At 65.3% G+C, this 14,485-nt stretch carries 17 protein-coding genes; 10 read left to right on the forward strand and 7 right to left on the reverse strand.

Annotated elements, in window-relative coordinates; translation table 11 throughout:
- Positions 1-321 precede the first annotated feature (321 nt).
- The 4 genes from BDD21_RS17250 to BDD21_RS17265 are packed head-to-tail and all read left to right on the forward strand — an operon-like array spanning position 322 to position 2,304.
- The gene (locus BDD21_RS17250; RefSeq protein ID WP_120798198.1) at positions 322-1,041 is read left to right on the forward strand and encodes a vWA domain-containing protein; all 720 of its coding nucleotides are present in this window, start codon (positions 322-324) and stop codon (positions 1,039-1,041) included.
- A 7-nt stretch (positions 1,042-1,048) separates the two neighbouring features.
- A complete protein-coding gene (locus BDD21_RS17255) occupies positions 1,049-1,804 on the forward strand; it encodes a DnaJ domain-containing protein (protein ID WP_120798199.1) in 756 nt (251 codons plus the stop codon).
- Positions 1,805-1,862: 58 nt separating this feature from the next.
- Complete coding sequence (locus BDD21_RS17260) at positions 1,863-2,096, forward strand: DUF1902 domain-containing protein (protein ID WP_120798200.1); 234 nt, start codon at positions 1,863-1,865, stop codon at positions 2,094-2,096.
- A 10-nt stretch (positions 2,097-2,106) separates the two neighbouring features.
- The gene (locus BDD21_RS17265) at positions 2,107-2,304 is read left to right on the forward strand and encodes a type II toxin-antitoxin system HicA family toxin (protein ID WP_120798201.1); all 198 of its coding nucleotides are present in this window, start codon (positions 2,107-2,109) and stop codon (positions 2,302-2,304) included.
- 27 nt (positions 2,305-2,331) lie between these two features.
- Here the strand turns inward: BDD21_RS17265 and BDD21_RS17270 are convergent, their stop codons facing one another.
- Positions 2,332-3,534 (reverse strand): acyltransferase family protein, encoded by a 1,203-nt coding sequence (locus BDD21_RS17270; RefSeq protein ID WP_170164796.1) that lies wholly within the window; start codon positions 3,532-3,534, stop codon positions 2,332-2,334.
- A gap of 120 nt (positions 3,535-3,654) precedes the next feature.
- Here BDD21_RS17270 and BDD21_RS17275 point away from each other — a divergent pair, with 120 nt between their 5' ends.
- The 6 genes from BDD21_RS17275 to dnaB all read left to right on the forward strand — a co-directional run bounded on the left by BDD21_RS17275 (position 3,655) and on the right by dnaB (position 8,040).
- The gene (locus BDD21_RS17275) at positions 3,655-4,107 is read left to right on the forward strand and encodes an SRPBCC family protein (protein WP_120798203.1); all 453 of its coding nucleotides are present in this window, start codon (positions 3,655-3,657) and stop codon (positions 4,105-4,107) included.
- A 173-nt stretch (positions 4,108-4,280) separates the two neighbouring features.
- Entirely contained in the window at positions 4,281-4,694 is a 414-nt protein-coding gene (rpsF, locus tag BDD21_RS17280; protein ID WP_120798204.1) for a 30S ribosomal protein S6, read from the forward strand.
- Positions 4,695-4,709: 15 nt separating this feature from the next.
- Positions 4,710-4,946 carry a 30S ribosomal protein S18 gene (gene rpsR / locus BDD21_RS17285; RefSeq protein WP_093187021.1) on the forward strand — a complete coding sequence of 79 codons (237 nt, stop codon included), beginning with the start codon at positions 4,710-4,712 and terminating at the stop codon, positions 4,944-4,946.
- A 9-nt stretch (positions 4,947-4,955) separates the two neighbouring features.
- Entirely contained in the window at positions 4,956-5,891 is a 936-nt protein-coding gene (locus BDD21_RS17290; protein ID WP_120798205.1) for a DUF2232 domain-containing protein, read from the forward strand.
- A 148-nt stretch (positions 5,892-6,039) separates the two neighbouring features.
- Positions 6,040-6,489 (forward strand): 50S ribosomal protein L9, encoded by a 450-nt coding sequence (rplI, locus tag BDD21_RS17295; RefSeq protein WP_093028873.1) that lies wholly within the window; start codon positions 6,040-6,042, stop codon positions 6,487-6,489.
- Between the two features lie 159 nt (positions 6,490-6,648).
- Positions 6,649-8,040, forward strand: coding sequence for a replicative DNA helicase (gene dnaB / locus BDD21_RS17300; RefSeq protein WP_120798206.1), 1,392 nt, complete (start codon positions 6,649-6,651; stop codon positions 8,038-8,040).
- A gap of 215 nt (positions 8,041-8,255) precedes the next feature.
- On the opposite strand, the gene BDD21_RS17305 is transcribed toward dnaB, so the two are convergent.
- The 6 genes from BDD21_RS17305 to bioH form a co-directional block, all read right to left on the reverse strand.
- Entirely contained in the window at positions 8,256-9,485 is a 1,230-nt protein-coding gene (locus BDD21_RS17305) for an SLC13 family permease (RefSeq protein ID WP_211335088.1), read from the reverse strand.
- A 98-nt stretch (positions 9,486-9,583) separates the two neighbouring features.
- On the reverse strand, positions 9,584-10,447 hold the full coding sequence (locus BDD21_RS17310; RefSeq protein ID WP_120798207.1) for a trypsin-like peptidase domain-containing protein: 864 nt from the start codon (positions 10,445-10,447) through the stop codon (positions 9,584-9,586).
- A gap of 47 nt (positions 10,448-10,494) precedes the next feature.
- Positions 10,495-11,718: a D-alanyl-D-alanine carboxypeptidase/D-alanyl-D-alanine-endopeptidase gene (locus BDD21_RS17315; protein WP_120798208.1), complete on the reverse strand. Its 1,224-nt coding sequence runs from the start codon at positions 11,716-11,718 to the stop codon at positions 10,495-10,497.
- Between the two features lie 65 nt (positions 11,719-11,783).
- Entirely contained in the window at positions 11,784-12,551 is a 768-nt protein-coding gene (gene bioD, locus BDD21_RS17320) for a dethiobiotin synthase (RefSeq protein ID WP_120798209.1), read from the reverse strand.
- Positions 12,552-12,662: 111 nt separating this feature from the next.
- The gene (bioC, locus tag BDD21_RS17325; protein ID WP_120798210.1) at positions 12,663-13,580 is read right to left on the reverse strand and encodes a malonyl-ACP O-methyltransferase BioC; all 918 of its coding nucleotides are present in this window, start codon (positions 13,578-13,580) and stop codon (positions 12,663-12,665) included.
- Positions 13,577-14,389, reverse strand: a complete 813-nt coding sequence (gene bioH / locus BDD21_RS17330) for a pimeloyl-ACP methyl ester esterase BioH (protein WP_120798211.1) — start codon at positions 14,387-14,389, stop codon at positions 13,577-13,579. The genes bioC and bioH overlap by 4 nt, the downstream gene beginning before the upstream one ends.
- Positions 14,390-14,485: the final 96 nt, after the last annotated feature.

The following is a 14,485-nucleotide window of genomic DNA, read 5'->3' on the forward strand; positions in this document are numbered from 1 at the left end:
GCGCAAAGGACGCAAAGGAATACCTTAAACCGCGCCGGCTCCGACAGTCGTCGGAGCCGGCGTGGCCAAGCCATTCCAACAAATGACGCATACCGCCCCGGGCGCGGTTTAAATGCCGGATTTAGGTTGATCGGGGCCGACGATGCCGGCATTTCTCCTGCATCGAGCAACGCGCCGCAATGTCATTGACGGAAACTCGCGGCAGGAGGCAGGAGGCAGGCCCCCCATCGGGAATGCTTGCCCCGCGCGCCGGTCGAATGCCCCGGATCCGCGGCGTTCGACCCCACGTCGCCGCGGCCATGACGACCGAAGGGATCTGAGATGACCTCGAAACGAACCGATCTCGAATCAACCGCAAGCGCGACCGATGTGAGCGCCTTCCTGCGTCAGGTCGCAGCGACACCGCGTGTCGGCCCGCCCGGCGCACGCGGGCGGCTCATCTTCGCGATGGACGCCACGGCGAGCCGCGAGCCGACGTGGGATCGGGCGGCGCAGATCCAATCCGGCATGTTCATCGAGACGCGCGATTTGGGCGGGCTGGAGGTCCAGCTTTGCTACTATCGCGGCTTCCGGGATTTCTCGGCCTCGCCGTGGCTTCAGGACTCGGAGGCGCTGCTCAAACGGATGAACCGAGTCTTCTGCGAGGCTGGTCTGACCCAGATCGGCCGCGTTCTGGAGCATGCCCTGGAGGAGGCCAAGAAAGGGCGTGTCGATGCCGTGGTGTTCGTCGGCGACTGCATGGAAGAGAGTCGCGATCGTCTCGCCGATCTGGCCGGGCGGCTCGGGCTCGCGGGCGTGCCGGCGTTCGTCTTCCAGGAGGGTCGCGACCCGGCGACCGAGCGCAGTTTCCGCGAGATTGCTCGCTTGAGCGGCGGTGCCTGGTGTCCGTTCGACGCGAGCAGCCCCCGGATGCTGCACGATCTGCTCGCCGCGGTGGCCGTCTATGCCGCCGGCGGCCGGGCGGCGCTGACGCACTACGGCGAGACCCACGGCGGGGCCGTCCTTCAATTGACCCACCAAATAACCAAAAAAGGGACCTGAGGTTTGCATGGCGCGTTTGCTGATCCTGCTCGGAATCCTGGGCGCAGTTCTGTGGTTTTTGCACTGGTTTCGCGTCACCCCGGCGCACCGGGTCAGTCAGGTGCTGCGCAAGGCCGCGTTCTGGGGCGTCATCGGGGTCTTAGTCCTGGCCGCAGCGACCGGACGGCTGAGTCCCATCTTCGCAGCCGTCGGCGCGGCGATCCCGCTGCTGCTGCGTGCGGCCGCCGTGGTGCGGCTTTTCCCCGCTATCCAGCAGTTGCTGCGTGGCCTTGGCCTGGGTGGCTTGGCCGGACCTGCCGGAGCCGGAGGCGGCGCCCGGGCATCCAGCATCCGAACCAAGTTCTTCGAGATGCGCCTCGATCATGCGACCGGGACGATGGATGGCCAGATCCTCGATGGCCCCTTCAAGGATCGTCGGCTCTCGGATCTCACGCTCGATGAGCTGATGCGAATACTTGAGTTCTATCGCGACGCCGATGCTCAATCGGCAGCTGTGCTCGAGGCTTATCTCGATCGCGAGCGCGAGGCCGACTGGCGACAGAGCGATCTCGGTGACGGTCGCACCGGTCGCGCGCCGGCGCACAGCGAGCGTTTGACCAAAACCGAAGCCTGGGCAATCCTCGGGTTGGAGCCGGACGCCGATGCCGATGCAATCCGTACGGCCCATCGGCGGCTCATGCAGCGTCTGCATCCCGATCGCGGCGGGTCGGATTATCTGGCCGCGAAGATCAACGAGGCCAAGCGGTTGTTGCTGGGGGACTAGGCTGCGGCTCGGGACGCCTCGATCCTTTCGCGGCATCACTTCACACCGGGACACCGTTATGCACTATGAAATCTGCGTCGAATGGGATGCCGAGGCCGGCGTCTGGTACATCGAGGACAGCAATGTCCCCGGACTGGTAGGAGAGGCGTCCACGCTGGAAGCCATGATGACACTGTTGCAGGCCCGGGTTCCGGAAATGCTGGCGGAAAATGGCTGTCCGGCGGATGACACGATCCCGCTGCGGCTGCTGACGACCACGCATCTTGCTCAACTGCGTCAGGTCGCCCGATAGGCAAGAGCTGATGGGTGCGAACTTTACGCCCGAGCTGATCCGTCTGCTCCGCGCCGCCGGTTGTACGTTGGTCAGGCATGGCAAGGGCGACCATGACATCTGGGAAAGCCCCATCAGCGGTCGACGCTTCCCTGTCGATGGGAAGATCCGCTCGCGCCACATGGCCAACACGGTCCTCAAACAAGCGGGTCTGCCGCAAACACTCTAACGCCGCCACGGATGATGCCAACGGACTCTATATCCGCGATGCCCGGCGTCGCTCTGTCAGGACGTATGAAGCCGCTGCGACGAGCAGCGCGAGCCCAAGTGCAAGTGCGATGCGGCAGGGTGCACCGTCACACACGTTGGGGAATAGCCGGCCCGTCGCGACGAGTCGCAGCACGGGCTCATGCCACAGAAAGAGGCTGTAGCTGACGATGCCGATCGGCACCAGGACCGGGCTTGCGAAGATTCGATCGATCAACGGGGTCCGAAGCGCAGCGGCAAGGACGAGCAGCGTGCAGCCGACGAGAAACAGCGGCATGCCCAAAAGCCGCCATCCGACACCCGTCACGATCTCGCCGAAGGAGAGGTGGATCAGCGTCGGCGTCGCAAGCACCAGGAAAGCGAGTGCAGCCAGGTCGATGGCGCGCGGCGGTGGCGCGGCCGTTTCGCCCGAGTGCAGTCGGGCGTAGAGGTTGGCTGCCGCCATCCCGAGTGCAAAGGCGATCAGCTCGCCCGGCAACTGGCGCTCCAGAAAGAATCGCATCATCTCGGGCGGGAAGGGGCCGGCGCGTCCCGACACCGGATCGAAGAAGAACAATCGAGCCGGGGAGACGTTCAGATAGACCCACTCCATCAGCAGGTCCGGCGCATAGGTCTTCCACAAGAGCGCGATGATCAGGGCCGCCGGGAGTGCGATCAGGACCCGGTTTCGGGCGAACAAGGGGGCCAATAACGGCAAGAGGAGATAGAACTGGGCCTCGATACTCAGGCTCCACAGGGCCATGTTGAGCCCGAGCGAGCTGGAACTTCCGGGGTGCAGAAAGTGCAGCAAGAGGATGTGAAGCCAGAGGTTGGTCAGTCCGATGTCGGTACCCAGGATCGCGTAGCTGCCGCGTAGGATCGGAAGGACGAGTCCGAACAAGAGGGCGAGATGCAGCCAGTAGGTCGGGATGATCCGCCGGGCTCGGCGTGCGTAAAAACCTCCGATGCTCGGATAGGGTGTGCCTGCGACGGTCGCCTGCATCCAGGGTCGGGCGAGCAGAAAGCCGCTCAGCACGAAGAACAGCTGCACGCCGAGTAGACCCTTCTCGGCCAGTGATTGGCCCCAGCCCGCGGGTGCGTCGGCGGTTACCCCGACCAGCAGGGCGTTGGCGTGAAAGGCGAAGACCCAGAGGATCGCAAGGCCGCGAATGCCGTCGAGCGCGTGATTTCGATCTGTTGCGGAGGGGTTCAATCGCTTGCGCTCGACAATTCTCGGTCTTGGGGCGGTTCCGCAAGGCCCCATTCTCTGCGAAGATCCATGTTCGGTCCTGCTTGCCTGGTCAACAGCGCGCATCGGGGGACGGTATCATCCATGGTCAAAACCCAAGTACAAACACTGATTCGTCTTCCACCCGCGCAGGTCTACAGCTTCGTGGTCGAGGACTTCCTGCGCAACTACCCGCGCTGGTCGCCCGAGGTGCAGAGCCTTCAGGCGGTGACACAAGGTCCGGTCCGGGTCGGTTGGATCGGTCGACAGGTTCGTGTCGACCAAGGGCGTCGCACCGACAGCCGGTTTCGTGTCGTCGCGCTCGAGCCAGGCCGGCGCGTTTCCTTCAAGGGGACCACCGACCCCTACGTCATCGAGTATCGGTTCGAGCCCCTCGGCGAGCATACACACCTCACCTTCATCTTCGAGCTGGCACAGCTGAATTTGGCGCTTCGCCCCTTCGAGAAGCTGATTCGCATCGCCGCACAAGATGGTGCCGAGCGCGTGACCCGCAACCTGAAGGGCCTCATCGAATCCGAGTTCGGCGCCGCCGCGTGAGCGCGTCCAAGACTTCGGCGCCGGGGGCACGTCTCGGGCCGTCGTCCGCAAACCTTTGACCTAACGGCCGGACTCCGTATAATGCGCGATTCCCCGGACTCCGGGGAACTCCTTGTCTCACCGTTTCGGTCATCTTGCCGCTGCGGGAGGCTGTCAATCCGAAAGGAGCTTCAATGCGACATTACGAAGTAGTCTTCATGGTTCATCCGAGCCAGAGCGAGCAGGTGGCGAGCATGATCGAGCGCTACCAGACGAATCTGCAAAAGCGTGGCGGCGTCGTGCACCGCTTGGAGGATTGGGGACGTCGCCCGCTGGCGTACCCGATCAACAAGGTGCACAAGGCGCACTACGTCCTCATGAACGTCGAGTGCGATCAAGAGGCCATCGACGAGCTCGAAAGCGCCTTCCGTTTCAACGATGCAGTCCTGCGCAACCTCATCGTTCGCCGCGACGATGCCGTGACGGAGCCCTCCCCGTTGGTGAAGACCGGAGAGGAGCGCGAGCGCTCGGATGCACCCGAAGGCGGCAGCCGCCGGGACGATTCAGGTCGAAGCAGCAGCCCCGACAGCGACTCCCAGAGCGACTAAGACGAGAAGCCAGCCATGGAATCCAACAACTCACGTTTTTTCCGTCGTAAGCGCTACTGCCGCTTTACCGCCGAAGGCATCACCGAGATCGATTACAAGGATCTCAACCTGCTGAAAGCCTACGTCAGCGAGTCCGGCAAGATCGTCCCGAGCCGGATCACCGGGACCTCTGCGAAGTATCAGCGTCAATTGGCCCAAGCGGTCAAGCGCGCCCGTTACCTGGCACTGCTCCCGTATACCGACGGCCACTGAGCCGCCGACATGAAGGCGATTGCGGCCTTCGTGATGCGCGGCCCGTCGCAGGCGGCGCTGGTCGCCGCCGTCACGGCCTTGTTGTCGATCCTGATTCCGCCGTTGGGCTTGCTCAGCGCCGGCTCGATCGGTTTGGTGGCTCTGCGTAGCGGTCCTGTCTACGGCTTGATCGTCAGTGCGGTGGCGACCCTCGGGATGGGCGCCATTGCCTGGTTGGCTTTGGGTTCGCCTTTGCCTGCCCTCGGCGTCCTGCTGATGCTGTGGGTGCCGATTCTGACCTTGGCACTCCTGCTGCGTTACAGCCGCTCTCTGGCACTGACGCTGCAGGTGGCAGGTGCCTTGGGCATCTTGCTCATGCTGACGGCCTACGCCCTGATGGGCGACCCGAGTGCGACCTGGCTGACGATCCTCGAGCCGTTCAGAGAGGCTTTGGTGAAGGACGGCGTGCTGGACGATACGGCGAGCGCGGCCGTGTTCGCCGAGCTTGCGGGCTGGATGACCGGTGCATTTGCTGCGGCCTTGGTCGCGCAGTTGCTGTTCGGGCTCTTTATTGCGCGTTGGTGGCAGGCGCTGCTCTACAACCCCGGCGGATTCGGCGAAGAGTTTCGGGAGCTGCGGTTGAGCCGCCCGTTCGGGGTCCTCGTGCTGCTGCTCTTGGCGCTTCTTCCCTTCAGCGACGGCGCGAGCCTCACGGCAAACCTGCTGTTGGTGCCGGGTGTCCTGCTCCTGTTTCAGGGTCTCGCGGTGGCCCATCAGGTGCGTGCGCTCAAGCAGGCACGTCAGGCGTGGTTGGTCGGACTCTATGTCATGGTGGTGTTTTTCATGCCGCAGGTCCTGCTCCTGATCGCCTGTATCGGTTTGGTGGATATCTGGGCCGATATCCGGTCCCGAGTCGCTCCATCGGCAGGGCCGCCGGGGCCCGGCCCGAGCGGTCCGGTGACCTGATCCGTGCGGATTGACCGAAACCCTTTGGCCGATCGTACTTGACGGAATGGATCAGGTTCCTGCGCATGCGCCGCCCGTTCCGAAGGATCACCCGAGGATCAAGGGCACATGGCCCTGATCCGGACGAACTTTTGAGAGGAATACACACGTGGAAGTTATCCTGCTGAAGAATGTCGGTCGCCTCGGTGCGCTCGGCGACAAGGTCAGTGTCCGTTCGGGCTATGGCCGGAATTATCTGATCCCCTCCGGATTTGCCGTGTCGGCGACCGACGCCAACCTCGAAGCGTTCGAGGCTCGGCGCGCGGAACTCGAGCAGGTCGCAGAGGAGCAATTGGCCGAGGCCCGTGCTCGCCGTGATCGTCTCGAAGGGATGAGCGTCACGATCGCGCGTCGTGCCGGCGAGCAAGGACGGCTGTTCGGCTCGGTCGGCACCGGCGACATCGCCGATGCGGTGACCGCTGCCGGCTTCGCCCTGACCAAGCAGGAGATCAAGCTTTCGGGCGGGCCTTTCCGCGCTGCCGGCGAGTACGAGGTGACCCTGCACCTGCACCCCGAGGTCGATGCCGTCATCAAGGTCGACGTCGTTCCCGAGGACTGATACGCTCGTATCCTCCCCGTATCCTCATGGTCCGGCGGCACATGTCCGCCGGATTCAAGGCGAACCTCGCTCGGACCCACCGGGCACGTCACGCGACTCGACTCGAAGGTCTGACGAGACTCACGCCCTTGCGCAAGTCATTCGGGCCGGGGGTAATCTATGTTCGACGATTCCCAAGGCCCTCCGGGCGCGGACTTCGACGAGCTCCGCGTCCCGCCGCACAACATCCATGCCGAGCAATCCCTGCTCGGTGGTCTCATGCTGGACAACAGCACCTGGGACCGCATCGCCGACATGGTCACCGAGCGTGACCTCTATCGGCGCGAGCACCGCCTGATCTTCCAGGCGATCGCCAAGCTCGCCGCCACAGACCAGCCCTTCGACGTCGTCACCCTCGCCGAGACCCTCGAGCGCACCGAGCAGCTCGAGGGTGCGGGCGGCTTGCCCTATCTCGGAACCATCATCAACGAGACCCCGAGTGCGGCCAACATCAAGGCTTACGCCAAGATCGTCCGCCAGACCTCGGTGCTGCGCCAGATGATCGCTGCCGGCACCGACATCGCCGACAGCGGCTACAACCCCATGGGTCGCGATGCCTCCGAGCTGCTCGATGCGGCCGAGCGGCGCGTCTTCGAGATCGCCGAGCAGGAGGCACGCGGCGGCGGTGGGTTTCAACCCATCAAGACCCTGCTCGGGCGCGCAGTCGAGCGTATCGACGCACTCTATCAGCGCGACGAGCCCATCACGGGCCTGGCGACCGGCTTTACCGACTTCGACATGATGACCTCGGGGCTGCAGCCCGCGGACCTCATTATCGTGGCGGGTCGGCCGTCCATGGGAAAAACGAGCTTCGCCATGAACATGGCCGAGCACGTGGCCATCCAATCCAAGCGCCCGGTCGCGGTCTTCAGTATGGAGATGCCGGGCGATTCGCTGGCGATGCGGATGATGTCCTCGCTCGGGCGCATCGACCAGCATCGGGTCCGCACCGGGCGGCTGGAGGACGACGAGTGGCCGCGCTTGACCTCGGCGGTCAATATCCTGGCCGGTGCATCCATGTTCATCGACGACACGCCGGCCCTCTCGCCGACCGAGGTCCGGGCGCGTGCGCGGCGTCTCAAGCGTGATCAGGACGACCTGGGTCTGATCGTTCTGGACTACATCCAGCTCATGCAGGCACCCGGTGTCGGCGAGAATCGGGCGACCGAGATCTCCGCGATTTCCCGCTCGCTCAAGGCACTCGCCAAGGAGCTCAACGTTCCGGTCATCGCACTCTCTCAGCTCAATCGCAGTCTCGAGCAGCGGCCGAACAAGCGGCCGGTGATGTCGGATCTGCGCGAGTCGGGAGCAATCGAGCAGGATGCAGACCTCATCGTCTTCATCTATCGCGACGAGGTCTATCACGAGGACACGAAGGACAAGGGTGTCGCCGAGATCATCATCGCCAAACAGCGCAACGGGCCCATCGGGACGACTCGCCTGACCTTTCTCGGCAAGTACACCAAGTTCGAGAACTATATCGGCAATTATTACGGCGAGGGTGGAGACTGAGCTCATACCCGGCCGAGGCGGAGCCAAGAAACCTGCTCGAAGGCCCTGCTCGTTGTCGTTGTCGTTGTCGTAATCGAGGTCGTCAGGAATCCGATTACGACAACGACAACGACAACGACAACGACAAATGCTGCGATGATGTGTTCAGGACTTGCGGCGTAAAGAACTATGGTGTTTTCGGGAATGGGAATCCCGACCGAGCATGACTCTCCCGATCAGGACATGATCCCGAGCCATACCCAATACACCGCCAGGTTCAACAGCGTAAGCGGCGCACCGACGGCAAAGAAGACCCAGAACCCGAGGTGTGCGCCGCGACGCTCGGCGGCTTGGACGATAATGATGTTGCTGGCGGCGCCGATCAGGGTGAGATTGCCGGCGATGGTGGAGCCGGCGGCGAGTGCCATCAGCAGGTCCGGTCGCTCGGGCGGCAGCAGGGGTAGGGCGAGCGAGACGAGCGGGACGTTGGAGATCAACTGACTGCCGAGCACTCCGGCGCCGAAGACCTCGCCGAGTCCGATTGGGCCCACGGGGATCCAGGATTGCAGCAGACCGGTGTCCCAGACGCTGCGCATCAGGATGAACATCGCGACGAAGAAAACGAGGGTATGCCAGTCGATCCCGCGCAACAGGGCGACCCGGTGCGGGCTGAACAACAGCAGCGGCGCAGCAGCGACCAATGCGATGACGACCAGCGGAAAGGCGAGCTGCGGTGCGACGAAGGACAGGGTAATCCGCACCGCGACCATCAGCACCAGCAGTCCCAGCGAGAGGCTCGCCAGACGGGCCAGTCGCGGATCGTCGATCTTTGCGGGTAGGTGTACCAGGGCCTCGCCATGGATATGGCGCCAAAAGGCCAGGCGTAGGACTGCGTAGGCGATCAGCAGGTTCAGCAGTGTCGGCGGCCCCAGGGCACCGATGAAGTCAACGAAAGGGTTTTGAATGCCCCCGTGAAGCGCGATCAACAAGTTCTGGGGATTGCCGATCGGGCTCATGACCGAGCCGATGGTGACCCCGAAGGCGAGCGCGAGCAGCAACAGGACCGGCGGTAGACGGTGATCGCGCGCCAGAGCCAGGACGATCGGGGTGCCGATCACGGCCAGCGTGTCGTTCATCAGGAAGGCCGAGCCGATCGCGGCCGCGAAGATCACGGCGATCAGCAGGGGGTCGGCGCCCTCGATGCGACTGAGCCCTCGCGCGCTCATGGCCGCCAGCCAACCGCTCTCCACCAGGGCGTGGCCGAGCACGAAGACCCCGAAGAGAAACCCGATGACCTCCCAGTCGATCGCCCGCCAGGCGGCCCCCGGCGCAATGGTGCCGGTCAGGAGGACGAGCAGCGCCCCGAGCCCCATGATCTGCCAGATCCCGAGCGGGATCCGCGCGAGGTTGCGCGCGGCGATCAACGCGAGCACGCCGCCGAGTGTCCAGAGTGGCAGGCTATCCAAGGTGCGCCGGTCTCAATGGACGTGCCCTGCTCTTGTCTCGAAACGACGTGACCGGGTTTACGACCAAGGCCGACGCGCCGAACCGCAAAGCCTCAGGCTCATCGCCCGCGCATCACGTTGTCCAGGGCCACGCGGGCGCGGTTGCTCGGCACCGCGAACCCGATGCCCACATTGCCTCCGCTCGGGCCGATGAGTGCAGTGTTGATGCCGACAACCTCGCCGGCGAGGTTGATCAAGGGGCCGCCCGAGTTGCCCGGATTGATGGAGGCGTCGGTCTGGATCAGCTCGCCGAGACGGTTGCCGGCGATCCCGCTGCGCCCGACGGCGCTGACGATGCCTGAGGTGACGGTTTGGCCCAAGCCGAACGGATTGCCGATGGCGATGACGAAGTCGCCGACCTCCAGTCGATTGGAGTCGCCGAGCTTGAGCGCGCGCACGTCGACGGGCGGAATCTCGAGGATGGCGACGTCCGAGGCGGCGTCCGAACCCAGTCGCCGTGCGCGAAAGGTGCGCCTGTCCTTGAGCGTGACCCGGATCTCGGTCGCGTTGCGCAGCAGATGGTCGTTCGTCATGACATAGCCGCGCGCGGCATCGACGATGATCCCGGAGCCCACGCTCTGGCGTTGCTCGATCTCCCCTTCCTCGGGCGCGGGTAGACCGAAGCGATCGAGGAAGCGGCGGAATTCCGGATCACGCAGGAACGGATGGTCCTCCATCGGTACCTCGGACTTGACCGAGATGTTGACCACCGCCGGGGTCACCCGGCGCATCAAGGGTGCGAGCGACGGGAAACCCGACGCGGTCCCGAGGGCCGGAGCCCCTACGATCGCGGCCGGCAGGCCCGTCTCGCGTTCGGCAGTCGGCGAGATCGCGCAACCGGTCGCGAGCAGTGCGACGAGTGCGGACGCCGCGATCGAACCCGTTCGGCGCCGGGGCGCAGTCGCAGCTGTCGAACAATTCACGGAGAACTCCCGATGGTCGAAGCGATGGGGCGGGCGAGGTCGAATGCTCAGCGCGCCAAGCTGCTGGCGACACGTTGTCTGATGGCGCCGTCGACCGGCTCGTTGACCAACAGCGCGAAGGGTTCCCAGCTCGCGCCGCGGCGGACATAGCCGGCATAGGTGCTGACGCCGCGCAAGGTGCCGGTCTTGGCACGCACGGAGGGGTTCCCGCTCTGCTGAGGCATCAGATCCCGATAGGGCTCGAAGGCGTCGAGCAGCTCCACGAGCTGGCGGGCACTGAGCCGATTGGCGCGCGAGAGACCGGCGCCGTCGTCGATCGTGAAATCGCGCCAGGCAAAGCGCTTGCGTGCGAAGTCGGTCATGGCGCGTTTCGCGCCGGTCATGGTCACTTGTCCGGTGCCTTTCGGGTCGGCAAGCCGCAGGAAGAGCGCATTGGCGATGAAATTATTGGAGTACTCGAGCATCGGCGACACCATCTCGGCGAGTGTGCGGCTGTTGGCGTGAAGGTAGATGCGCTTGGCGTCGCGCGGCATGGGCGCGATACGTTGCTCCTCACCGACCTGGATGCCTGCGCCTTCGAGCTTGGCGGCGAGCAGCTCGCCGAAATAGCGCAGCGCCTTGTCGCGCTCGCGCAGATTCACGCGCTGCTTGCCGGCCGATCCGGCCATGCCGAAACGCCGGGCCGAGTCGGTCAGCGGAGTCTGAGGCTCGGCGCTCTTGATGCTGTCGCCGGTACGAATCAGGTTCACGGTGTTGAAGTTGGCCGCCAAGGCGGTGACGGGCGCATCGTAGGGGTTGTCGGTCGAGGATCGCCCGGCGATCTCGACATCCGGGCTGAAGAAGCTGTCGTCGAGCCCGATGCCGGTGATCCGGCGCGGACCCTTGGCCGCGAGCGCGCTCACGACCTTGTCGAGCTCCTCCGAGACCAGATAGGGATCGGCATAACCCTTGACCCAGAGCCAGCCGGCGTCGTCCATGTAGAAGTCGGTCTCGAAGCGATGATTGCGTCCCCAGGTCTCGAGCGCGGCGAATGCAGTCAGGATCTTCATGGTCGAGGCCGGGATGCGTGGTGTCTCGGCGCGGGTCGCGATCAGGTCGCGGCCGTTTTCCTGAAGCAACAGGCTCGCCTGCGGAAGGGCCCGGACCTGTGCCACGGGGTCCGCGAGCGCCGTCGGCGCGGCGAGGACGGCTGCGAGCACGATCGTGACCAGGGCAAGGGTCTTCGAGGTGAGGCGATTGCGGCTTTGAGACGGCATCAAAAGGGCGATCATTCCGGATCCAATGTGGTGAGAGGCACGCGAGGTGTCGAGCCCCAAGAATAGCCGACAATGTCGGTCTATGCGCGTCGCGTTGGGGTCCGTGCCCCGGTCTCGGACCGCAACTCTGACCGAGTCTGCGTCGTGGCGAGCTTGGCGGTATGTCGCGGCTGCAGATCGATCAGCTCGGGATGGAGGTATTCGGCCAGCTCGCTCGGGTTCGGCTCTTCGAGCCAGGGCAGGACGCCGAGACAGGGCGCGTCGATCAGGGCCGCAAGGGTGGCGAGGTTGGCGTCGCGCGACAGCATCGTCGGGTCGACCTGATTGGCGACCCAGCCGACCAGCACGCCCCCTGTGCTCTGAATGCTCTCGATCGTCAGCACCGCGTGGTTGATGCAGCCGAGCCTCAAGCCGACCACTAGGATGACCGGCAGCCCCAGCGCTTTGGGGATGTCGCTGAGGTAAAGCTGCGGCCCCAAGGGCACGCGCCACCCGCCGACACCCTCGACGACGACCTGATCGGCCTCGCCCGCGAGCGCGCGATACGCCTGCTCGATGGTCGGCAGACCGATCTCGACCCCGGCCTGGCCGGCGGCGATGTGCGGCGCGATGGCGGGCTCGAAGGCATAGGGGTTGACCAGGCCATAGGGCGCCTCGGAGCTGCCATGAGCGCGCAGGCGCACGGCGTCGTCGTTGCGCAATCCGTCGGGGCCGCGCGCGCAACCGGAGGCGACGGGCTTCATCCCGAGCACGCTTTCACCCGTCGCCTGCAGTGCGGCCATCAGCCCGAGACTGATCTCGGTCTTGCCGCAGCCGGTATCCGTTCCTGTTACGAAGAGCCCGTGCATGGCGATGCGATCCTCCCTTAAACCGCGCCCAGCGCGGTCTGCGTAGTCTGGTGGATTGGATTGGCTGCGCAGGCTCCGATCATTGTCGGAGCTGGCGCGGTTTAGGTGGCGTCAGCCACCGGTCTCGACGGCGCGATCCGCGGGCGAGGGCTCGCGGTAGCGGCGTCCGATGGCGCTTACGGGGACGGCAATTCCGCCCTCCGCGGGTTTCTGCTCAGGCACCCACGCGTGGCCGTAGACGACCTCGTAACTGGCCGGGAGTCGACCGTCGCTGCGGTGCATCTCGTAGGCCGCGTCCAAGGCCGCGAGCCGGGCACGCCCCGTGAGACCGCGCGGGCGATCGGCGGTTGCGTTGCCCGCCCCGAGGATTTTCAGATCCTGCATCAACTCGCGGACGGCGGGGTAGGTCAGCGTCATCCGCTCGGTGTCCATGACCGGGTCGGCGAAGCGGGCGCGCACCAAGGCATCGCCGACGTCGTGCATGTCGAGAAAGGGGCTCACGTGCGAGGCGCCGTCGACCCGCGCCCAGGCTTGCCGCAGCTCCTTCAAGGTGTCGGGTCCGAAGGTGCTGAACATCAGGAGTCCGCCCGGACGCAGGATACGCAGGCACTCGGCGAAGGTGCGATCCAGATCGTTGCACCACTGAAAGGTGGCGTTGGAGACGATGAGATCGACCGCGCCGTCGGCAAGCGGAAGCGATTCGGCATCCGCACAAACGCACAGCGGCCGCCTGAGCCAGCGGCCGCGCCGACGCGCCTGCAGCAGCATGCCGTGAGCGAAGTCCAATGCGATGATCCGCGCCTTGCGGTAACGCCGATGCAGCGCATCCACGGCATAGCCGGTGCCGGCCCCGAGATCGAGCACCCGCTCGGGCTCGAGTCGCACGTAATCGAGACGTTCCAGCAGCCGATCGGCGACCTCGCGCTGGAGCACGGCGACATCGTCGTAGCGTTCAGCGGCTTGCTCGAAATTGCGCCGGGCCCGACCTTTGTCGATCCTGTGGTCGATGGGGGTGTCGATCGAATTCATGGCCTGGTCCGCGCCTCGCTCGGACCTGCCCCCGGATCTTCGGTTCGGGCCAGGAAGGTCCGAACGATCTCGCGGGTTCGATGCGGGTGCGAGAGATGCGGCGCGTGGGCGGCACCCTGGACGACGGCGGTGAGCGCACCCGGCATCAGGATCTCGATACGCTCGGCCACGGCCGGGGGTACGAGGGCGTCATGGGTGCCGAAGATCCAGAGCGTCGGGCAGCGGATGTCCGGGAGCCGGCCGCGCATGTCTTCGTCGCGCAGGATGTCCAGGCCGATCGAGAGCGCATCCGCGTCCGGCTGCGGCCGCTCGGCGATACGCCGGCGCAGGCCCCGCAGGGTCTCGCGCGCGTCGTCGCTGCCGCGGACCTGGAGTGCGAGGAAGCGTGCGAGTGTCTCGGCGGGATCGGCGAGCAGGCCGGCATGAAACTGGTCGAGCGTCTCGGGCAGCATCGCCGGCATCCAGTCCGCCGCACGTACGAAACGCGGTGTGCCGGTCAAGAGGATCAGTCCTTCGACCCGCTTGGGCGCACGCACCGCGGCCGCCAAGGCGACCAGTGCGCCGAGCGACCAGCCGAGCCAGAACGCGCGCTCCGGCGCGGCCTCCAGACAGGCGTCGGCCCAGGACCAGAGGTCGCCGAGTCGCGGCGAGAAGCGGCGGTCGCCGTGACCGGGCAGATCGATGGGGCAGGGGATGACGCCGGGCGGTAGATCGCCGGCGAGATCGTCCCAGACGGCGCTGTTCATCCCCCAGCCGTGGAGCAGAACGAGGTGGCGGTCGGTATGCTGGATGTGTATCGGGTCGGTCATTCGGTGCTCGGTCGTGGGTGGCGAGTGGCGAGTGGTGAGTGGTGAGTGGTGAGTGGTGAGTGGTGAGTGGTGAGAAAGGAATGCGTCTCAAGCCAC

Source organism: Thiocapsa rosea (assembly GCF_003634315.1).
GTDB classification, from domain to species: domain Bacteria; phylum Pseudomonadota; class Gammaproteobacteria; order Chromatiales; family Chromatiaceae; genus Thiocapsa; species Thiocapsa rosea.